At 58.7% G+C, this 18917-nt stretch carries 23 protein-coding genes and 1 tRNA gene; 20 read left to right on the plus strand and 4 right to left on the minus strand.

All coding sequences use genetic code 11. The features are described 5' to 3' along the window. Positions 1-515 precede the first annotated feature (515 nt). Both L8K08_RS22440 and L8K08_RS22445 read left to right on the plus strand, forming a co-directional pair. The gene (locus L8K08_RS22440) at positions 516-941 is read left to right on the plus strand and encodes an HIT domain-containing protein (protein WP_145165357.1); all 426 of its coding nucleotides are present in this window, start codon (positions 516-518) and stop codon (positions 939-941) included. A gap of 3 nt (positions 942-944) precedes the next feature. Further along, positions 945-1151, plus strand: coding sequence for a SlyX family protein (locus L8K08_RS22445; protein WP_005790924.1), 207 nt, complete (start codon positions 945-947; stop codon positions 1149-1151). Between the two features lie 65 nt (positions 1152-1216). Here L8K08_RS22445 and L8K08_RS30300 read toward each other — a convergent pair whose 3' ends face one another. Further along, entirely contained in the window at positions 1217-1819 is a 603-nt protein-coding gene (locus L8K08_RS30300; protein ID WP_106578384.1) for a cold-shock protein, read from the minus strand. Between the two features lie 455 nt (positions 1820-2274). On the opposite strand from L8K08_RS30300, the gene L8K08_RS22455 reads away from it, so the two are divergent. The 18 genes from L8K08_RS22455 (at position 2275) to L8K08_RS22540 (ending at position 16024) form a co-directional block, all read left to right on the plus strand. After that, complete coding sequence (locus L8K08_RS22455; RefSeq protein WP_003193874.1) at positions 2275-2748, plus strand: Dps family protein; 474 nt, start codon at positions 2275-2277, stop codon at positions 2746-2748. A gap of 193 nt (positions 2749-2941) precedes the next feature. After that, the gene (locus L8K08_RS22460; RefSeq protein WP_145165355.1) at positions 2942-3283 is read left to right on the plus strand and encodes a ribbon-helix-helix domain-containing protein; all 342 of its coding nucleotides are present in this window, start codon (positions 2942-2944) and stop codon (positions 3281-3283) included. A 169-nt stretch (positions 3284-3452) separates the two neighbouring features. Continuing rightward, entirely contained in the window at positions 3453-3674 is a 222-nt protein-coding gene (locus L8K08_RS22465) for a zinc ribbon domain-containing protein (RefSeq protein ID WP_017139808.1), read from the plus strand. Between the two features lie 107 nt (positions 3675-3781). Next, on the plus strand, positions 3782-5557 hold the full coding sequence (gene aspS / locus L8K08_RS22470; protein ID WP_056858570.1) for an aspartate--tRNA ligase: 1776 nt from the start codon (positions 3782-3784) through the stop codon (positions 5555-5557). Between the two features lie 150 nt (positions 5558-5707). Beyond that, complete coding sequence (locus L8K08_RS22475; protein ID WP_017139810.1) at positions 5708-6454, plus strand: YebC/PmpR family DNA-binding transcriptional regulator; 747 nt, start codon at positions 5708-5710, stop codon at positions 6452-6454. Positions 6455-6596: 142 nt separating this feature from the next. Then, entirely contained in the window at positions 6597-7121 is a 525-nt protein-coding gene (gene ruvC, locus L8K08_RS22480; protein ID WP_016975450.1) for a crossover junction endodeoxyribonuclease RuvC, read from the plus strand. A 67-nt stretch (positions 7122-7188) separates the two neighbouring features. Further along, positions 7189-7800: a Holliday junction branch migration protein RuvA gene (ruvA, locus tag L8K08_RS22485; RefSeq protein WP_034100169.1), complete on the plus strand. Its 612-nt coding sequence runs from the start codon at positions 7189-7191 to the stop codon at positions 7798-7800. Then, on the plus strand, positions 7801-8859 hold the full coding sequence (gene ruvB / locus L8K08_RS22490; protein ID WP_003193867.1) for a Holliday junction branch migration DNA helicase RuvB: 1059 nt from the start codon (positions 7801-7803) through the stop codon (positions 8857-8859). Between the two features lie 139 nt (positions 8860-8998). Then, on the plus strand, positions 8999-9454 hold the full coding sequence (ybgC, locus tag L8K08_RS22495) for a tol-pal system-associated acyl-CoA thioesterase (protein WP_071484353.1): 456 nt from the start codon (positions 8999-9001) through the stop codon (positions 9452-9454). 1 nt (position 9455) lies between these two features. Further along, positions 9456-10151: a protein TolQ gene (tolQ, locus tag L8K08_RS22500; protein WP_003209819.1), complete on the plus strand. Its 696-nt coding sequence runs from the start codon at positions 9456-9458 to the stop codon at positions 10149-10151. A gap of 23 nt (positions 10152-10174) precedes the next feature. Further along, positions 10175-10627 (plus strand): protein TolR, encoded by a 453-nt coding sequence (gene tolR / locus L8K08_RS22505; protein WP_161635741.1) that lies wholly within the window; start codon positions 10175-10177, stop codon positions 10625-10627. After that, complete coding sequence (tolA, locus tag L8K08_RS22510) at positions 10627-11700, plus strand: cell envelope integrity protein TolA (protein ID WP_242199974.1); 1074 nt, start codon at positions 10627-10629, stop codon at positions 11698-11700. The genes tolR and tolA overlap by 1 nt, the downstream gene beginning before the upstream one ends. Positions 11701-11717: 17 nt before the next feature. Beyond that, complete coding sequence (gene tolB, locus L8K08_RS22515; RefSeq protein WP_152745290.1) at positions 11718-12998, plus strand: Tol-Pal system beta propeller repeat protein TolB; 1281 nt, start codon at positions 11718-11720, stop codon at positions 12996-12998. Between the two features lie 55 nt (positions 12999-13053). After that, the gene (gene pal / locus L8K08_RS22520) at positions 13054-13554 is read left to right on the plus strand and encodes a peptidoglycan-associated lipoprotein Pal (protein ID WP_003209827.1); all 501 of its coding nucleotides are present in this window, start codon (positions 13054-13056) and stop codon (positions 13552-13554) included. Positions 13555-13560: 6 nt separating this feature from the next. Then, on the plus strand, positions 13561-14394 hold the full coding sequence (gene ybgF / locus L8K08_RS22525; RefSeq protein WP_119736970.1) for a tol-pal system protein YbgF: 834 nt from the start codon (positions 13561-13563) through the stop codon (positions 14392-14394). A gap of 164 nt (positions 14395-14558) precedes the next feature. After that, complete coding sequence (queE, locus tag L8K08_RS22530) at positions 14559-15206, plus strand: 7-carboxy-7-deazaguanine synthase QueE (RefSeq protein ID WP_145165353.1); 648 nt, start codon at positions 14559-14561, stop codon at positions 15204-15206. Between the two features lies 1 nt (position 15207). Beyond that, entirely contained in the window at positions 15208-15885 is a 678-nt protein-coding gene (gene queC / locus L8K08_RS22535; RefSeq protein WP_242199975.1) for a 7-cyano-7-deazaguanine synthase QueC, read from the plus strand. 63 nt (positions 15886-15948) lie between these two features. Continuing rightward, positions 15949-16024 (plus strand) — tRNA-Lys (locus tag L8K08_RS22540). Between the two features lie 206 nt (positions 16025-16230). On the opposite strand, the gene pstB is transcribed toward L8K08_RS22540, so the two are convergent. From pstB to pstC, 3 genes are read right to left on the minus strand one after another with little or no spacing between them, the layout of a single operon-like run. After that, positions 16231-17010 carry a phosphate ABC transporter ATP-binding protein PstB gene (gene pstB / locus L8K08_RS22545; protein WP_106578391.1) on the minus strand — a complete coding sequence of 260 codons (780 nt, stop codon included), beginning with the start codon at positions 17008-17010 and terminating at the stop codon, positions 16231-16233. Then, positions 17010-17882 carry a phosphate ABC transporter permease PstA gene (gene pstA, locus L8K08_RS22550; protein WP_242199976.1) on the minus strand — a complete coding sequence of 291 codons (873 nt, stop codon included), beginning with the start codon at positions 17880-17882 and terminating at the stop codon, positions 17010-17012. Before pstA ends, pstB begins: the two co-directional genes overlap by 1 nt. Continuing rightward, positions 17879-18874, minus strand: coding sequence for a phosphate ABC transporter permease subunit PstC (pstC, locus tag L8K08_RS22555; protein ID WP_145165462.1), 996 nt, complete (start codon positions 18872-18874; stop codon positions 17879-17881). Before pstC ends, pstA begins: the two co-directional genes overlap by 4 nt. Positions 18875-18917: the final 43 nt, after the last annotated feature.

Below are 18917 nucleotides of genomic sequence, written 5' to 3' on the forward strand. Positions count from 1 at the left end.
TTCAGACCGCTTTCGAAGTTTGAAATCTTCCGTGATACGCACTCAATCGCTTGTGTTTTTATCGCGAAACACCTGCTTCCAAACGGGTGCCGTTGCCGACGATAGTGGGGTGAATGCAACAAGCGTGCACAAAGCGGTAACCAAATGTCATTTTTTCGTGAAAAACGTTACGGGAGTGTAAAAACCGCATAAGCACGGGCTTTTTACGCCGTTTGGTTTGGGCTTGACGCCCAGGCGTTACACCTCTGAAGGGCTGCATAAATCCTGTACCAGGTAAAAACGTTACCGGTTGACCCTCATGAGTGGGTAATCGGCGGATCCCTTTGAGGCACGGGTGGGTCATTTTGGTGCATTCCGTCGAGGCCCGATTCAGCGTAGCTCAAATATTCGCTTGCCTCTAAAGGGGGCACGTTTTTTATCCGCATGCATCGAGGCTTTGCGCATTCGCCGTGAAGCGTTGCGCATTCAAAGGTATGCTGGGCACCTGAAATTGACCTGCCAAACGGAGTGCCCGCGTGTTCGCCTTAGACCAACGCCTGCAACAAGACACACTGGCTATTGGGGACTTCCCGCTCTGCCGCCTGCTGCTGTCCAATGACTCGAATTACCCGTGGTTCATCCTGGTGCCGCGCATTGACGGTATCAGTGAAGTGTTTCAGCTGGATGTCGCCGATCAGCAAACCTTGTGGCAGGAAACAACCGCCCTGGCGGCGTTGTTGAACGAAGGGTGGGCAGCCGACAAGATGAACATTGGTGCGCTGGGTAACGTGGTCAGCCAGTTGCACGTGCACGTGATCGTGCGCAAGCGTGATGATGCCGCCTGGCCTGCACCGGTCTGGGGCAAGCATCCGGCCCGGCCGTACACCGAAGAGCAAGTAACGGCGATACGCGCCCGCCTGCGCGCTTTATTGCCTGCCGGCTTCATCTTTAGCCAGGACTGAATTATGGATCTGCAAGAGCGCGTCACCGACCTGGAAAGCCGCCTGGCCTTTCAGGACGACACCATCGAGACCCTCAATGACATTCTGGTCACCCAGCAGCGGGCGGTAGAGCGCCTGCAGCTGCAGATGACGGCGCTGCTCAAGCGTCAGGAAGAAATGGGTGGCCAGTTCGAGTCATCCGAAGAAGAAGCGCCGCCGCCACATTATTAAGGCGCGCATAAAAAAACCGCGACCCAGCAGGGCTGGATCGCGGTTTTTTTACGCCGAGAAAAGTATCAGCGACGCGGCAATGCCGCTATCACGTCTTCGGCTTGCAGGCCTTTGTCACGGTTCATGACGGAGAACTCCACGCGCTGGCCTTCGACCAGAACGCGGTGGCCTTCGCCACGGATGGCCCGGAAGTGGACGAAGATATCGTCGCCCGAATCGCGGGAAATAAAGCCGAAGCCTTTGGAGGTGTTGAACCACTTCACGGTACCGGTATCCCGGTTGGTCATGTCGTAGTTTTGCGTCGCGGCCGCTGGGGACGAACGGTAGAAGCTGATGGCCAGGTGAAGAACGATAGCGACCACAGCAATCACCAGGCTGAGCAGGATAGCCGGGTGGCCGCCGACTTCAGGCATAGGTGCCAGGAGGGTGAGGGTTTGAACGACAACGGTCAGTACCAGCAGCGCGCTGACCAGGTTTTGCAGTTGATGACGTGTGCCTTTGTTCCAGTACGGGATCACCGGTGCCAGCGTCAGGTTAAGAAGGCCGAACAAGGCCAGGTACAGAGCGTCGTGTTGTTCCAGGTAGGGAGGGCTTCCCTGTTGCAAGCTCGGTATAAAGGACAGCAGCAACGCTGCAACGCCCGTTAGCAGGTGGACGATTTTCAACATTTTGATTAACTCACGTTAAGAAGGATCACAAGGAAGAGCTGACGGGCACGGTTCGCTTCTGAACAATGGGAGGCGTTGGGCACGTGCACGGGTATCAGCCTATGTGGTGTGCCGCGCAAATTAACGGCAACCACACGCCGTCTATTTAACAGCAAAGGCTGTGCCTACTCAAATCAAGCATTTCGGGGTGTTGCAGGCGCGATGGCATTTCTGCTTCAAACACTTGTCCTAGACAGGTGCGGGATTTTTCGGCGGCATTTTGGGCGTTTTCCTACTTGAGGCTGAGGCCTGCGCGCCGCCGATTGACCTAGGGCTGCTGGGTGTAGCAAACCTGTCATGCAGAGGGGCGATTTGCCGCACGCCAGTTGCGTGTGTCGGGCTGCACACGGCCTGCACTCTTGCTAGAGTGGTCCTGCACCTGATCAATGAATGCTCGTCAATTGAAGGGGAAAAACATGGCAATCGATATTGGTATCAGTGAAGAAGATCGTAAATCCATCGTCGATGGGCTTTCACGGCTGCTGTCCGATACCTATGTACTGTATTTGAAGACCCACAACTTCCATTGGAACGTCACCGGCCCCATGTTTCGTACGCTGCACTTGATGTTTGAAGAGCAGTACAACGAACTCGCGTTGGCGGTGGATTCCATTGCCGAGCGTATCCGTGCCCTGGGCTTTCCGGCGCCGGGTGCCTATTCGATCTACGCCCGTCTGTCTTCGATCAAGGAAGAAGAGGGTGTGCCCAGCGCAGAAGAGATGATCAAGCAATTGGTGGCGGGCCAGGAAGCTGTGACCCGCACCGCACGCGGTATATTCCCGTTGCTCGATAAGGTCAGCGATGAGCCAACCGCCGATCTGCTGACCCAGCGTATGCAAGTCCACGAAAAAACGGCGTGGATGCTGCGATCCCTGCTCGAAAACCAGTAACGCTCCATCCCCAAAAGCAAACCGAGTGGTGCCGTCCTGGCGCCGCTCGCTTGTTTCTCTGCGCTTCCTGGCGTTGTCCTACGACTATCGACTCCGCGTCTTCTGGCTGCCTCGCACGTCCTGCTGTTTTATAGGGCCACTGTCCGATGGGAGAAACCCATGGGCTGCTGTTTGGCAATGGAGTGTCAGGTGTATGTCACGCGGAGTGGGTAGTGGAGTGATGGAAACCTGTGGTTTTCATAAGATAAAAGTCGATCCTTTTGCTAAAGGGTTCGATATGGGACTGGCCAAGCCATTGTCCCGGTCGGTCAGGCTCAACGGGTTTTCCACGTGCCTGCGGCTTGAGCAGATCTATTGGAATATCCTCACGGAGATAGCCAGGCTCAATGCCTGCTCAGTCAGTGCATTGCTGTCTTATGTCGATCGGGAAGTGCATTTGCGTTACGGAGGAGTGAAGAACTTCAGTGGCTTGGTCAGGGTGGTGTGCGTGGTTCACGTATTAAAAGGCAGTACGGCGTCGCACCACCCTGACTAGCCAGGTGGCACCGGGCCGGCCCGCTGCCCGGGCGGGCAAGGCCTGGGGCAGAAAGCCGGCTGCGCTGCTTCGATTTACCAGATATAATCCCGCGCTTTGCTGCGCGTGCCGGGTCTTTACCCACAGGGCGGGTGCAGCGCAGTAATGATCTGATCGCCGAGACATCTCCATGCCCATGTACGATTATCAATGTGCTTCCTGTGGTCATCAGTTGGAAGCCATTCAGAAAATCAGCGCAGCGCCGCTGGTCGATTGCCCTGCCTGCCAGGCACCTGAGCTGAAGAAGATGTTGTCCATGCCGGGCTTTCGCCTGAGCGGCGGTGGCTGGTACGAGACCGACTTCAAGACCGGCGCCAAGAAGAATCTGGCGGGCGGCGACAAAGCAGACTGAGTTGAACTCTACGCGCAGGCTCCTGCATTATCCGTCCCCTGCTTAACTGTACGGTGACGAGGCGAGCCTCCACCGAAATTCGAATTACGAGAAGTGAAACCACTATCATGATGCGCAGCCACTATTGCGGCCAACTGAACGAGACCCTGGATGGTCAGGAAATCACCCTGTGCGGATGGGTTCACCGTCGCCGTGACCACGGCGGGGTGATCTTCCTCGATATCCGTGATCGTGATGGTCTGGCCCAGGTGGTGTTCGATCCGGACCGCGCTGAAAGCTTCGCCGCCGCCGACCGCGTGCGCAGCGAATACGTTGTGAAAATCACCGGCAAGGTTCGCCTGCGTCCGGCCGGTGCCGTGAACGCGAACATGGCGTCCGGCGCGATTGAAGTGCTGGGCTACGAGCTCGAAGTGCTGAACGAGTCGGAAACCCCGCCGTTCCCGCTCAACGAATACTCCGACGTCGGCGAAGAAACTCGCCTGCGCTACCGCTTCCTGGACCTGCGTCGTCCGGAAATGGCCGAGAAGCTGCGCCTGCGTTCGCGCATGACTACCAGCATCCGCCGCTTCCTCGACGAAAACGGCTTCCTCGACGTCGAAACGCCGATCCTCACCCGGGCCACCCCGGAAGGCGCGCGTGACTACCTGGTGCCGAGCCGTACCCACGCCGGTTCCTTCTTCGCCTTGCCGCAATCGCCGCAACTGTTCAAGCAGCTGCTGATGGTGGCCGGCTTCGACCGTTACTACCAGATCGCCAAGTGCTTCCGCGACGAAGACCTGCGCGCCGACCGCCAGCCGGAATTCACCCAGATCGACATCGAGACCAGCTTCCTCGATGAAAAAGAGATCATGGGCCTGACCGAACAAATGATCCGCAACCTGTTCAAGGAAGTGCTGGACCTGGAATTCGGCGAGTTCCCGCACATGACCTTTGAAGAGGCCATGCGCCGCTACGGTTCCGACAAGCCAGACCTGCGTATCCCGCTGGAACTGGTGGACGTGGCCGACCAGCTCAAGGAAGTCGACTTCAAGGTGTTCAGCGGCCCGGCCAACGACCCTAAATGCCGCATCGCTGCCCTGCGCGTGCCTGGCGGCGCGAGCATGCCGCGCAAGCAGATCGACGACTACACCAAGTTCGTCGGCATCTACGGTGCCAAGGGCCTGGCGTACATCAAGGTCAACGAGCGCGCCAATGGCGTTGACGGCCTGCAATCGCCGATCGTGAAAAACATTCCGCTGGACAACCTGAACGCGATCCTCGATCGCGTCGGTGCGGTTGACGGCGACATCGTGTTCTTCGGCGCCGACAAAGCCAAGATCGTCAGCGAAGCCCTGGGCGCGCTGCGGATTAAGCTGGGCCACGACCTGGACCTGCTGACCTGCAAGTGGGCACCGATGTGGGTCGTCGACTTCCCGATGTTCGAAGAGAACGACGACGGCAGCTTCAGCGCCTTGCACCACCCGTTCACTGCACCGAAGTGCTCGCCTGAAGAGTTGGAAGCCAACCCGGCAGGCGCGTTGTCGCGTGCCTACGACATGGTTTTGAACGGCACCGAACTGGGTGGCGGTTCGATCCGTATCCACCGCAAAGAGATGCAACAAGCGGTGTTCCGCCTGTTGGGCATCAACGAAGCGGAACAGGAAGAGAAATTCGGCTTCCTGCTCGATGCCCTGAAGTACGGCGCTCCGCCGCACGGTGGCCTGGCATTCGGTCTGGACCGTCTGGTGATGCTGATGACCGGCGCCCAGTCGATCCGTGAAGTGATCGCCTTCCCGAAAACCCAGAGTGCTGCGGACGTAATGACCCAGGCTCCGGGCGTGGTGGATGCCAAGGCGCTGCGCGAGTTGCACATCCGTCTGCGCGAGACGCCAAAGGCTGAGTAAGGCTGCTGCGTGAAAGCGCACTGAGGTTTACGCAGTCTAAAAAGGCGCATCTTCGGATGCGCCTTTGCGTTACAAGGGTTGTGCTTTTAAGAGGAAAATCCTGCCTGGGGCGGGATTGATAAGGTTTCTAGAGAATTTCGGAGTTGTGTTATGGCTGGCCATTCCAAGTGGGCGAACATCAAGCACCGCAAAGAGCGTCAGGATGCCAAGAAAGGCAAGATTTTCACCAAGTGGATTCGCGAGCTGACCGTTGCTGCCCGCCAAGGCGGTGGTGACCCGGGCTCCAACCCGCGTCTGCGCCTGGCGCTGGACAAGGCTCTGGGCGCGAACATGAGCCGTGACATCATCGACCGCGCCGTGGCCCGTGGTGCCGGCGCCGCCGACACCGACGACATGGTCGAGCTGAGCTACGAAGGCTACGGCCCGGGCGGCGTTGCGGTGATGGTCGAGTGCATGACCGACAACCGCAACCGTACTGCGGCAGCCGTGCGCCATGCGTTCAGCAAATGCGGCGGCAACCTGGGCACCGACGGTTCGGTGGCCTACCTGTTCGAGCGCAAAGGGCAGATCACCTTTGCGCCGGGTACGGATGAAGACGCGCTGATGGAAGCTGCGATGGAGGCTGACGCCGACGACGTGGTGACCAACGAAGACGGCTCCATCGACGTGTTCACTTCCTTCGCCGGCTTCTATGCGGTGCGCAACGCCCTGGAAGCGGCAGGTTTCAAAGGCACCGACGCGGAAATCGTGATGCTGCCGACCACCAGCGCCGAACTGGACCTGGACGGCGCGCAGAAGGTGCTGAAGATGCTGGATATGCTGGAAGACCTGGATGACGTGCAGAACGTGTACTCGAACGCCGACATCCCGGAATCTGTAGCCGAGCAGCTCACCTGAGAACAATGAGGGTCCCCTGTGGGAGCGGGCTTGCTCGCGAATGCGGTGTGTCAGTCACGTGATGCATTAACTGAATGGCCGCTTTCGCGAGCAAGCCCGCTCCCACATTGGGTCTATCTGTATCCACAAAACTGCAGGCGTTATGACTTTAATCCTAGGTATCGACCCCGGTTCGCGCATCACCGGTTTTGGCGTGGTGCAACAAACCCCGCGCGGCTGCGTCTACGTCGCCTCGGGCTGCATTCGCACCGGCGCGGGCGAGTTGGCCGAGCGCCTGCAGATTGTCTATCGCGGCGTGCGTGAAGTGATCCAGACCTACGGGCCGGTGACCATGGGCATCGAAAAAGTCTTCATGGCCAAAAACGCCGACTCCGCGCTCAAGCTTGGCCAGGCCCGTGGCGCCGCGATTGTCGCCGGTGCGGAGGAGGGCATGGAAATCGCCGAGTACACCGCCACCCAGGTCAAACAGGCCGTGGTCGGCACCGGTGCGGCGAATAAGGAGCAGGTGCAGATGATGGTCATGCACATGCTCAAGCTCACCTCCAAACCGCAAATCGACGCCTCCGACGCCCTGGCCATTGCCATTTGCCATGCGCACACGCGCTCAAGCTTGCTGCCGCACGGCCTGGGCACGGCACGCAGTCGTGGCGGCCGGCTGCGTCTCTGATAGCATCAGCGCAATCGTTATTTCCGGTCAGGCCTCAATCTGACCCCAAGCTTTAAGGATCTGAACCGTGATTGGACGCTTGCGCGGCACCCTGGCTGAGAAACAGCCGCCGCACCTGATTCTGGATGTCAATGGGTTGGGGTATGAGCTGGAAGTGCCCATGACCACCCTGTATCGCCTACCGTCGGTCGGCGAGCCGCTGACCCTGCACACCCATCTGGTGGTACGGGAAGACGCGCAACTGCTCTACGGTTTCATTGGCAAGCGCGACCGCGACTTTTTCCGCGAGCTGATCCGCTTGAATGGCGTGGGGCCAAAGCTTGCGCTGGCGTTGATGTCGAGCCTGGAAGTTGATGAGCTGGTGCGCGCGGTGTCGGCTCAGGACACTTCGGCTTTGACCAAGGTGCCGGGCGTCGGCAAGAAAACCGCCGAGCGTCTGCTGGTGGAACTCAAGGACCGCTTCAAGGCCTGGGAAGTGGTACCGAGCATGTTTGCCCTGGTGCCGAACCAGCCGGACATGCCGGCAAGCCAGGTCGCCAGCGCCGAGAGCGATGCGGTCAGTGCGTTGATCTCCCTGGGCTACAAGCCGCAGGAAGCGAGCAAAGCCGTATCGGCCATCAAGGACAAGAACCTGAGCAGCGAAGACATGATCCGCCGAGCCCTGAAGGGAATGATTTAAGTGATTGAAGCTGATCGTCTGATCGCGGCCACTGGCCCGCGCGACCGTGAAGAAGTCCAGGACCGGGCCATCCGCCCGCTGAGCCTGGCCGAATACATCGGCCAGCCCACCGTGCGCGAGCAGATGGAGTTGTTTATCCAGGCCGCGCGCGGGCGCAGCGAGTCCCTGGACCACACCTTGATCTTTGGCCCGCCGGGGCTGGGTAAAACCACGCTGGCGAACATCATCGCCCAGGAAATGGGCGTGTCGATCAAGTCCACCTCCGGCCCGGTGCTGGAGCGTCCGGGTGATCTGGCGGCCTTGCTGACCAACCTTGAACCGCACGATGTGCTGTTTATCGACGAGATTCACCGGTTGTCGCCCATCGTCGAAGAAGTGCTGTACCCGGCCATGGAAGATTTTCAGCTCGACATCATGATCGGCGAGGGCCCGGCGGCCCGCTCGATCAAACTCGACCTGCCGCCGTTCACCCTGGTGGGCGCGACCACCCGCGCGGGCATGCTGACCAACCCGCTGCGAGACCGTTTCGGCATTGTTCAACGTCTAGAGTTCTATAGCACCGCAGACCTGGCGACGATTGTCAGTCGTTCGGCGAGCATCCTGGGGTTGCCGCTCGACCCGGAAGGCGCGTTTGAAATCGCCCGTCGAGCGCGAGGCACGCCGCGGATCGCCAACCGTTTGCTGCGACGTGTGCGCGATTTTGCTGAAGTGCGCGCCAAGGGGCATATCACCAAGGCCGTGGCCGATTTGGCGTTGAACCTGCTGGATGTGGACGAACATGGCTTCGATCATCAGGATCGACGTCTACTCTTGACCATGATCGAGAAGTTCGACGGCGGCCCGGTGGGTGTGGACAGTCTGGCGGCGGCGATCAGCGAGGAGCGTCATACCATTGAGGATGTGCTGGAACCGTACCTGATCCAGCAGGGTTACATCATGCGCACGCCAAGGGGGCGGGTGGTGACGCGTCATGCTTATCTGCACTTCGGGTTAAACATTCCGTCACGATTGGGCGAGATGCCTGTAGTAGACGAATTCCTGGATGCAGTGGACGATTAAAAAGCTCACGTCAGTCGATTTATCTGAGGTTTGTGCTGTCCTAGTGGCTGGTAGCGTCATTCAGTTGCTGCAAATGTTTCAGAGAATGAAAAAACAGTTGCCCAGCCGGATTGGCAACCTGAGGAGTAAGCACTAGAGTATGCGCGCGCAAAACGGGGATCAGTCGTTCGCACATCGCTGTCGCGTTTATTACGAGGACACCGATGCCGGCGGCATCGTTTATTACGTCAACTACCTCAAGTTCATGGAGCGGGCTCGAACCGAGCGGCTACGGGAGCTGGGCTTTGCCCAATCCCAGCTGGCAGGGGAGGACCTGTTATTCGTCGTGCATTCCAGCGAGGCGCGTTATCACGCACCGGCGCGATTGGACGACGAGTTACTGGTCAGCGCTGAAGTAATCGAATTGAACCGTGTCAGCCTGCGCTTTAAACAGCAAGTCAGGCGGGCAACGGATGCAACGCTGCTCTGCGAGGGGCAGTTCCTGGTGGCCTGTGTGCGCACCAATAGTTTGAAACCCCGGGCCATTCCCGAAGCTCTACGTGCGGCCTTTGCCGGCGTAAGCGGCGCGGGTAAACAATCAAAGCAGGAGATTTAGCGTGGAACCTACCGTCGTCGACCATTCCTCCATGTGGAGCCTGGTCAGCAATGCCAGTGTCGTGGTTCAACTGGTGATGCTGGTCCTGGTAGCCGCATCGGTTACCTCTTGGGTCATGATTTTTCAACGCAGCAATTTGCTGCGTGCCGGTCGACGTGCCCTGGAGAGCTTCGAAGAGCGCTTCTGGTCGGGTATCGACCTGTCCAAGCTGTACCGTCAGGCCGGCAGCAACCCGGACCCGGATTCGGGCGTCGAGCAGATCTTCCGCGCCGGCTTCAAGGAATTCTCCCGCCTGCGTCAGCAACCGGGCGTTGACCCGGAAGCGGTCATGGAAGGCGTGGCCCGTGCCATGCGCGTCGCGATTTCCCGTGAAGAAGAGAAGCTGGAGCAGAGCCTGCCGTTTCTCGCCACCGTCGGTTCCGTGAGCCCGTATATCGGCCTGTTCGGTACGGTGTGGGGCATCATGAACTCCTTCCGTGGCCTGGCTCAGGCCCAGCAAGCGACCCTGGCCACCGTGGCCCCGGGTATCGCCGAAGCCCTGATCGCCACCGCGATTGGCTTGTTCGCTGCTATCCCCGCAGTAATTGCCTACAACCGTTTTGCCGCGCGCGGCGAGACCTTGATCAGCCGTTACTACACCTTCGCCGATGAATTCCAGGCGATCCTGCACCGTAAAGTGCACACCAGCGAAGAATAAGCAGGTAATTCCCAATGGCTTTAATCGCTCGAGCTCGCAAAAAGCGCAAGCCGGTCGCCGAGATGAACGTAGTGCCTTACATCGACGTGATGTTGGTGCTGCTGGTCATCTTCATGGTGACCGCGCCGATGCTCAATCAGGGCGTGAAGGTTGATCTGCCCAAGGTTTCCAGCGAAGCCTTGCCGCAAGACAACAACACTCAGGTCCTGACCATTTCGATCAAGGCTGACAAGACCTATTACTGGAACCTTGGCAGCGAAGTCGACACCCAGAAACAGCAGGACAAGGCCATGACCTTGCCGCAGATGACCGATGCCGTGACTAAGATCATTCGGGCCGGCAACGAAGGCGGCAAGCACACCCAGGTGTTCATTCGCGGCGACAAAGTGGTCGACTATGGTTCAGTCATGGGCGCCATGGGTGGGCTGCAGAAGGCCGGCGTGGGTAACGTTGGCTTGATTACCGAGGCGCCCTGATGCAGCAACAGCGAGAGCCGTCCGCCTCGGAAAGCTACTTCTGGCCTAGCGTCTGGGCAATTGCCCTGCACGTCCTGGTGTTTGGCATGCTGTTCGTCAGCTTTGCCATGACTCCGGACCTGCCGCCAGCCAAGCCGATCGTGCAGGCGACCCTGTATCAGCTGAAATCGAAAAGTCAGGCCACCACCCAGACCAATCAGAAGATTGCGGGTGAGGCCCAGAAGTCGGCTGCGCGCCAGACTGAAGTCGAACAGATGGAACAGAAGAAGGTCGAGCAGGAAGCGGTGAAGGCTGCTGCGGAACAAAAGAAAGAAGAGGCGGCTCAAAAGGCCGAGGAATCGAAAAAGGCTGACGAAGCCAAGAAAGCTGACGAGGTGAAAAAGGCTGATGAAGCCAAGAAAGCCGACAAAGCTGCCGAAGCTAAAAAAGCCGAAGAGAAACAATTGGCTGATATAGCTAAGAAGAAGTCTGAAGAAGAAGCCAAAAAAGCTGCTGAAGAAGAGGCCAAGAAAAAGGCCGCTGAAGAAGCCAAGAAAAAGATAGTCGAAGACGCGAAGAAGAAAGCCGCCGAAGACGCCAAGAAAAAAGCTGAAGCAGACGAGGCGAAGAAGAAAGTCGCCGACGACGCGAAGAAGAAAGCTGCCGCCGACGCCAGCAAGAAAAAGGCCCAGGAAGCAGCACGTAAATCCGCCGAAGAGAAAAAGGCCCAGGCTTTGGCAGATTTGCTTTCCGACACGCCGCAGCGTCAGCAAGCCTTGGCCGATGAACGTGGTGATGAAGTCGCGGGCAGTTTCGACGACCTGATTCGGGCACGAGCAGCGGAAGGCTGGACACGTCCACCTTCGGCACGCAAAGGCATGACAGTAGTGCTGCAGATCGGCATGTTGCCGGACGGTACGGTGACTTCGGTCAGCGTGGCCAAGTCCAGTGGTGACGGTTCGTTCGACAGTTCGGCGGTTGCCGCGGTCAAGAACATTGGCCGGTTGACCGAGATGCAGGGAATGAAACCAAGCGACTTCGCTCCCTATCGTTCATTCAAGATGACATTCACACCTGAGGATCTAGCCTTGTGAGAAACCTTCTTCGAGGAATGCTTGTCGTTATTTGCTGTATGGCAGGGATAGCGGCGGCGGATGAAAAGAACATTCTGGTTACCAGCGGTAGCGATCGGGCCACCCCGATTGCCGTAGTACCGTTCGGCTGGCAGGGCGGCAGCGTGCTGCCGGACGACATGGCCCAGATCGTCAGTGACGACCTGCGCAACTCCGGTTACTACGCGCCGATTCCAAAAGGCAACATGATCAGCCAGCCTAACCAGGCCAGCGAAGTTGTGTTCCGTGACTGGAAGGCAGTGGGCGCCCAGTACCTGATGGTCGGCAACATCACGCCGGCCGGCGGTCGCCTGCAGATCCAGTACACGTTGTTCAACGTGGCCACCGAGCAGCAGGTCTTGACCGGCAGCGTTTCGGGCACCGCCGAACAACTGCGGGACATGGCGCACTACATCTCCGACCAGTCGTTTGAAAAGCTCACCGGTATCAAAGGTGCTTTCTCGACGCGTCTGCTGTATGTAACGGCTGAGCGTTTCTCTGTAGACAACACTCGTTACACCTTGCAGCGTTCGGACTACGACGGTGCACGCGCTGTGACCTTGCTGCAATCGCGTGAGCCAATCCTGTCGCCGCGCTTTGCGCCGGACGGCAAGCGTATTGCCTACGTATCGTTCGAGCAGCGTCGTCCACGTATCTTCGTTCAGCACATCGATACCGGTCGTCGCGAGCAGATCACCAACTTTGAAGGCCTCAACGGTGCGCCAGCCTGGTCGCCGGATGGTTCGCGCCTGGCGTTCGTACTGTCCAAAGACGGCAACCCTGATATCTACGTGATGAACATGGCTTCGCGCCAGATCAGCCGTGTTACCAGCGGCCCAGGCATCAACACCGAACCGTTCTGGGGTAAGGATGGTTCGACCATCTACTTCACCTCCGACCGTGGCGGCAAGCCTCAAATCTACAAAACAAGCGTAGGTGGCGGTGGCGCAGAACGCGTGACCTTTATTGGTAACTACAATGCCAACCCTAAGCTTTCGGCTGATGAAAAGACGTTGGTGATGATTCACCGTCAGGATGGTTTCACTAATTTCCGGGTTGCGGCCCAGGATTTGCAGCGCGGAACCGTAAAAATCCTCACAGATACCAACCTTGATGAGTCAGCTACTGTTGCGCCCAACGGCACCATGGTAATCTACGCCACCCGCCAGCAGGGCCGGGGAGTCTTGATGCTCGTGTCCATTAATGGACGCGTAAGGCTCCCGCTTCCTACCGCTCAAGGCGAAGTCAGAGAACCGTCCTGGTCCCCTTACCTGAACTGACGCGGCGCTACAAAAAGAAGTACTTAACACACTGGGGTTCATTAGGAGTTTCACGATGGAAATGCTGAAGTTTGGTAAGTTTGCTGCTCTGGCTCTGGCTCTGTCCGTAGCCGTTGGTTGCTCGTCTAAAGGCGGCGACAATGCCGGTGAAGGCGCAGCTGTTGATCCAAACGCTGGTTACGGCGCTAACACTGGTGCAGTTGACGGCTCCCTGAGCGAAGAAGCTGCTCTGCGCGCTATCACCACTTTCTACTTCGAATACGACAGTTCGGACCTGAAGCCAGAAGCCATGCGCGCTCTGGACGTTCACGCGAAGGACCTGAAAGCTAACGGCGCTCGCGTTGTTCTGGAAGGTAACACTGACGAACGTGGTACTCGTGAGTACAACATGGCACTGGGCGAGCGTCGTGCGAAAGCCGTTCAGCGCTACCTGGTACTGCAAGGTGTTGCTCCAGGCCAACTGGAACTGGTTTCCTACGGTAAAGAGCGTCCAGTTGCTACTGGCCACGACGAGCAGTCCTGGGCTCAAAACCGTCGCGTCGAACTGCGTAAGTAATTCGTCATGCGAACGTGCCGTCGTGCTCTAACTGTATTGGCTCTCAGCCTCGCACCGCTTGCGGTGTGGGCTGCGGTTCCTGTGGAAGATAGCAACTCTGGCTATAACAATAGCGGGAGCAGTTATCCGCCAGCGGGTTATGGCACGAACGGCGCCTATGCTGGGGGAGCGGCTACGTCCGCTCCCTCGGCACAGGGCGAGCTGTTCAACCAGCTGCAACGCATGCAGGATCAATTGTCGCAACAACAAGGCACGATTGAGGTTCTGCAGAATCAAGTGAACCAGCTTAAGCAAGAAGGCCTGGAGCGTTACCAGGATCTTGACCGACGCATTGGAGCCGGCGTTACACCTGCCGCCACTCCTGATAATTCTTCTGCCGGTGGCGCACCAAGCGCCGCCGGTGGTGCAGCAGCGGGGGCCGCGGCGGCAAGTCAAGCTCCTGCCGCGAGCAGCGAACCGGGTGATCCGGCGAAGGAAAAGCTGTATTACGATGCAGCCTTCGATCTGATCAAAGCCAAGGATTTCGATAAGGCCAGCCAGGCCTTTACCGCATTCCTGCGCAAATACCCGAACAGCCAATACGCGGGCAATGCCCAGTACTGGTTGGGCGAGGTCAACTTGGCCAAGGGTGATTTGCAAGGTGCAGGCCAGGCTTTTGCCAAGGTCAGCCAGCTTTACCCAAAGCACGCCAAGGTGCCTGATTCGCTGTACAAACTCGCTGACGTAGAACGCCGCCTGGGTCACACCGACAAGGTCAAAGGCATTCTGCAGCAGGTGGTTGCCCAGTATCCGGGTACCTCCGCTGCCCAGTTGGCCCAGCGGGACCTGCAGCGCTTGTAAGCGATGCTTCCCGTTTAGAAGAAACCCGCGCCTGGCGCGGGTTTTTTCGTTAGAATCCACGCCCTTTTATGAAACACGCTTCCTGGGGTTTACGCGTTTGCGCAATTCCTTGAAGTGCCTGACGGAGGCGGACAGCCTGTTTAGCTGTTACGCCCGTGGCGACTATGCAAGACACATTACGTATTACCGAAGTTTTTTACTCGTTACAGGGTGAAACGCGCACTGCTGGCCTGCCTACTGTATTTGTACGGCTGACCGGCTGCCCCTTGCGTTGCCAATACTGTGACAGCGCCTACGCCTTCAGCGGCGGCACCGTGCGCACCCTGGACGACATCATCGAACAGGTTGCCGGCTTCAAGCCGCGCTACGTCTGTGTGACGGGCGGCGAACCCCTGGCCCAGCCCAATGCCATCCCACTGCTCAAGCGGCTGTGTGACGCCGGTTACGAGGTTTCACTCGAAACCAGCGGCGCCCTGGACATCTCGGCCGTGGATCCGCGCGTCAGCCGTGTGGTCGACCTCAAGACCCCTGGCTCCAAAGAGGCGCACCGCAACCTGTACGCCAACATGGACCTGCTGACCGCCAACGATCAGGTCAAGTTCGTGATCTGTTCCCGCGACGATTATGACTGGGCGGCTTCCAAGCTGATCCAGTACGGGCTGGACCGTCGTGCAGGCGAGGTGCTGTTCTCTCCAAGCCATCACGACCTGAACGCTCGCGACCTGGCTGACTGGGTGGTGGCGGACAACCTGCCGGTGCGCCTGCAGTTGCAGCTGCACAAATACCTGTGGAATGACGAGCCGGGGCGCTGATATGGCTGATCAAAAGCGTGCAGTCATCCTGCTTTCCGGCGGTCTGGACTCCGCCACCCTGGTGGCCATGGTCCGCGCCCAAGGCTTCAGCTGCTACACCCTGAGTTTCGACTACGGCCAGCGCCACCGCGCCGAGCTGAACGCCGCCGCGCGCGTGGCCCGTGACATGGGTGTGGTCGAACACAAGGTGATCGGCCTCAACCTCAATGGCATCGGCGGGTCCGCGCTCACCGACAGCAGCATTGACGTGCCCGAGGCGCCCAGTGAAGGCATTCCGCTGACCTACGTGCCAGCGCGCAACACCGTATTTCTGTCCCTGGCCCTGGGTTGGGCTGAAGTATTGAATGCTCGCGACATCTTCATCGGCGTCAACGCGCTGGACTACAACGGCTATCCGGACTGCCGGCCAGCGTACGTCGAGTCGTTCGAGCGCATGGCCAACCTGGCCACCAAGGCCGGCGTAGAGGGGCAGGGCTTCCGTATTCAGGCGCCGCTGCAGAACATGACCAAGGCGGACATTGTGAAGACTGGTGTAGGACTTGGCGTCGATTACACGCTGACTGTTTCCTGCTATCAGGCAGACGATGACGGCCGTGCATGTGGGAAATGCGACGCCTGCCGACTGCGCGCAGAAGGCTTCCAAGCGTCCGGAATTACTGACCCCACGCGTTATTTCTGATTTATTTAAAATAAGGTGTTGAATAATCCTTAGAAATCAGTATTATACGCGCCACCACACAGCGGGTCGTTAGCTCAGTTGGTAGAGCAGTTGGCTTTTAACCAATTGGTCGTAGGTTCGAATCCCACACGACCCACCATTTTTGGCGGTTTAGAAAATCCGGAAGGCCCACGCAAGTGAGGATTTCCGGGTTTTTTTTTGCCTGTGATTTGGGCCTTGCGACGCCAGGCTCCTGCGCGTCCTTGGCGTACAGACTATCGCGACCTGTGCATCGAACAATACGTAAACTCAGCCCGCTCGGACTGAGCCCGCCACCAAGCCCCAATGCTTTGCCACGCCGAGCGGTTACCCAAACCGCCCGGTAATGTAGTCCTCAGTCTGCTTCATCTTCGGCGTGGTAAAGATCTGGTCGGTCTTGCCGTACTCAATCAATTCCCCCATGAACATGAACGCGGTGTTGTCCGACACCCGTGCGGCCTGCTGCATGTTGTGGGTCACGATGATCACCGTGTACTGCGTCTTCAACTCCGTAATCAATTGCTCGATGCGCCCGGTGGAAATGGGGTCGAGCGCTGAGGTCGGCTCGTCCAGCAGCAACACTTGAGGGCGCAGCGCGATGGTGCGTGCGATGCACAGTCGCTGTTGCTGACCACCGGAGAGGCTCTGTGCGCTCTGGTTGAGTTTGTCTTTGACCTCATCCCATAGGGCGCCGCCGCGCAGGGCTTGTTCGACGCGATCGTTCATTTCGCGGCGGGAAAGTTTTTCGTGGTGGCGCACGGCGTAGGCGATGTTGTCGTAGATCGACATCGGAAACGGCACCGGCTTTTGGAACACCATGCCCACGTGGCTGCGCAGGCGGTTCATCGAGTAGCCGGGAGCGAGGATGTTTTCGCCGTTGAGCAGCACTTCGCCACGGGCTTCCTGCTTGGGGTACATCGAGTAGATGCGGTTGAACACGCGCAGCAGGGTGGATTTGCCGCAGCCCGAGGGGCCGATGATGGCGGTGATGCGTTTTTCCGGGATATCAATGTCGATGGCGTTCAGCGAGCGCTGGTTGTTGTAGAAAAACTCCAACCCGCGCACCTGGATTTTGGTTTTTTCGTGAGCAATGCCGGTAGCGTCCATCAGTGAGACCTATTGCGTAAAAGAATCAGGCGGGATGTGAGGCTCAGCACCAGCACGAACAGCGTCAGCACCAGTGCACCCGCCCAGGCGAGCGCGTGCCAGTCATCGAACGGGCTCATGGCGTACTGGAAAATAACCACGGGTACGCTGGCAATCGGCTTGAGCAGGTTGCTGCTCCAGAACTGATTGCCGAAGGCGGTGAACAGCAAGGGCGCGGTTTCCCCGGTGATCCGTGCCAGAGCGAGCAGGATGCCGGTGACGACGCCGGCCTTGGCCGCTCTCAACACAATCTGCAGCGTCAACTTCCATTGCGGTACACCCAATGCCAGGGCTGCCTCGCGCATGGTCGAAGGTTGCAGCTGGAGCATTTCATCGGTGGTGCGCACCACTACCGGGATCACCAGCAGAGCCAGGGCCAGGGCACCGGCGATGGCGGAAAACCCGACCTGATGGTTAGTCAGCAGGTTCAGCGGCAGGATGACGCCGGTGTAGATAAACAGGCCCAGCACAATCGATGGCGCCGACAGCAGGATGTCGTTGATAAACCGCACCGTGGTGCCCAGGCGCGAGTGGCGGGCGAACTCCGCCAGCCAGATTCCCGCCATCAGCCCGATGGGCGTGCCGATCAACAGCGCGATGCCGGACATCAGCGCGCTGCCGTAAAACGCGTTGGCCAGCCCGCCTTCGGTGCCGGGTGGCGGGGTCATCTGGGTAAACAGGCGCAGGTTCAGAGCCTGGAACCCATTGATCAGGGTGGTCAGCAGAATCCACGCCAGCCACAGCAAGCCAAAGGCGGTGGCGCCGCAACTGAAGAACATGGCCACGGCGTTTTTAAGCGCGCGCTGGCGGTACAGGCGTTCGTGAGTGTTCATAACCCTTCCTTACGCGACAAGCGCATCAGCATCAGGCGTGCCAGTGCCAGCACCACGAATGTCACGATAAACAGCAAGAAGCCCAAGGCGATCAGCGCGGAGCGATGCAGGTCGGTGTAGGCCTCGCTGAATTCGTTGGCGATGACGGAGGCGATCGAGCTGCTGGGCATCAACAGGGACGCGGAAAACTGTTGCGCGTTACCCAATACAAAGGTCACGGCCATGGTCTCGCCAAGGGCGCGACCCAAGCCGAGAAAGATCCCACCAACGACGGCCGAGCGGGTGTAGGGCAAGACGATGTCCCACACCACTTCCCAGGTAGTGCTGCCAAGCGCGTAGGCCGATTCTTTCAACGGCGTGGGCACACTGCGAAACACCTCATGCATCACCGAGGTGATAAACGGCATGATCATTACCGCCAGCACGATGCCGGCAGTGAGCATGCCAATTCCCAACGGCGGGCCCTGGAACAGCGAGCCCACAAAGGGCAGGGCGCCCAGGTAGTCATTGATCAAGGGCGAGAGGTGTTCGGCCATGAACGGCCCGAACACGAACAGGCCCCACATGCCGTAGATGATCGAGGGGATACCGGCGAGCAGTTCAATCGCCGACGCGACCGGCATCTTCAGCCACGGCGGTGCGACTTCGGTAAGAAAAATCGCAATGCCAAAGCTCACCGGCACCGCAATCAGCAAGGCCAGAAACGAGGTGACCAAGGTGCCGTAAATCGGCACCACGGCACCAAAGTGGTTGTTCACCGCATCCCATTCGGTGCTGGTGATAAAGCTCCACCCGAAGGTCTTGAACGCCAGGCCGCCGCCCCACAGGGTCGAGGCGGCAATGGCACCCAGCAGCACCAACACCAGCATGGCTGCGCCGAACATCGAACGTTTGAACCACAAATCGTGGCGTTGATCGCGGGTGGCACGACGGTCGCCCGCGGTGTCGCCTGCGTGAGTACTCATAACCAGCGGGTGGACGGTGTCGTTCATATCAGATGTGCTCACCGCCTTCCTCAATCAATGAGCAAGGCGG

Source organism: Pseudomonas sp. TREG-RG-20F-10-E-6-01 (assembly GCF_022662455.1).
In the GTDB taxonomy this organism is placed as follows: domain Bacteria; phylum Pseudomonadota; class Gammaproteobacteria; order Pseudomonadales; family Pseudomonadaceae; genus Aquipseudomonas.

What these genes read in the sequence shown, in the direction of transcription:
- L8K08_RS22445 (WP_005790924.1), top strand. Translation starts at nt 945, where the DNA reads ATGGATCTGCAAGAGCGCGTCACCGACCTGGAAAGCCGCCTGGCCTTT.
- L8K08_RS30300 (WP_106578384.1), bottom strand. Translation starts at nt 1,819, where the DNA reads ATGTTGAAAATCGTCCACCTGCTAACGGGCGTTGCAGCGTTGCTGCTG.
- L8K08_RS22455 (WP_003193874.1), top strand. Translation starts at nt 2,275, where the DNA reads ATGGCAATCGATATTGGTATCAGTGAAGAAGATCGTAAATCCATCGTC.
- L8K08_RS22460 (WP_145165355.1), top strand. Translation starts at nt 2,942, where the DNA reads ATGTCACGCGGAGTGGGTAGTGGAGTGATGGAAACCTGTGGTTTTCAT.
- L8K08_RS22465 (WP_017139808.1), top strand. Translation starts at nt 3,453, where the DNA reads ATGCCCATGTACGATTATCAATGTGCTTCCTGTGGTCATCAGTTGGAA.
- aspS (WP_056858570.1), top strand. Translation starts at nt 3,782, where the DNA reads ATGATGCGCAGCCACTATTGCGGCCAACTGAACGAGACCCTGGATGGT.
- L8K08_RS22475 (WP_017139810.1), top strand. Translation starts at nt 5,708, where the DNA reads ATGGCTGGCCATTCCAAGTGGGCGAACATCAAGCACCGCAAAGAGCGT.
- ruvC (WP_016975450.1), top strand. Translation starts at nt 6,597, where the DNA reads ATGACTTTAATCCTAGGTATCGACCCCGGTTCGCGCATCACCGGTTTT.
- ybgC (WP_071484353.1), top strand. Translation starts at nt 8,999, where the DNA reads ATGCGCGCGCAAAACGGGGATCAGTCGTTCGCACATCGCTGTCGCGTT.
- tolA (WP_242199974.1), top strand. Translation starts at nt 10,627, where the DNA reads ATGCAGCAACAGCGAGAGCCGTCCGCCTCGGAAAGCTACTTCTGGCCT.
- tolB (WP_152745290.1), top strand. Translation starts at nt 11,718, where the DNA reads ATGCTTGTCGTTATTTGCTGTATGGCAGGGATAGCGGCGGCGGATGAA.
- pal (WP_003209827.1), top strand. Translation starts at nt 13,054, where the DNA reads ATGGAAATGCTGAAGTTTGGTAAGTTTGCTGCTCTGGCTCTGGCTCTG.
- ybgF (WP_119736970.1), top strand. Translation starts at nt 13,561, where the DNA reads ATGCGAACGTGCCGTCGTGCTCTAACTGTATTGGCTCTCAGCCTCGCA.
- queE (WP_145165353.1), top strand. Translation starts at nt 14,559, where the DNA reads ATGCAAGACACATTACGTATTACCGAAGTTTTTTACTCGTTACAGGGT.
- queC (WP_242199975.1), top strand. Translation starts at nt 15,208, where the DNA reads ATGGCTGATCAAAAGCGTGCAGTCATCCTGCTTTCCGGCGGTCTGGAC.
- pstB (WP_106578391.1), bottom strand. Translation starts at nt 17,010, where the DNA reads ATGGACGCTACCGGCATTGCTCACGAAAAAACCAAAATCCAGGTGCGC.
- pstA (WP_242199976.1), bottom strand. Translation starts at nt 17,882, where the DNA reads ATGAACACTCACGAACGCCTGTACCGCCAGCGCGCGCTTAAAAACGCC.
- pstC (WP_145165462.1), bottom strand. Translation starts at nt 18,874, where the DNA reads ATGAACGACACCGTCCACCCGCTGGTTATGAGTACTCACGCAGGCGAC.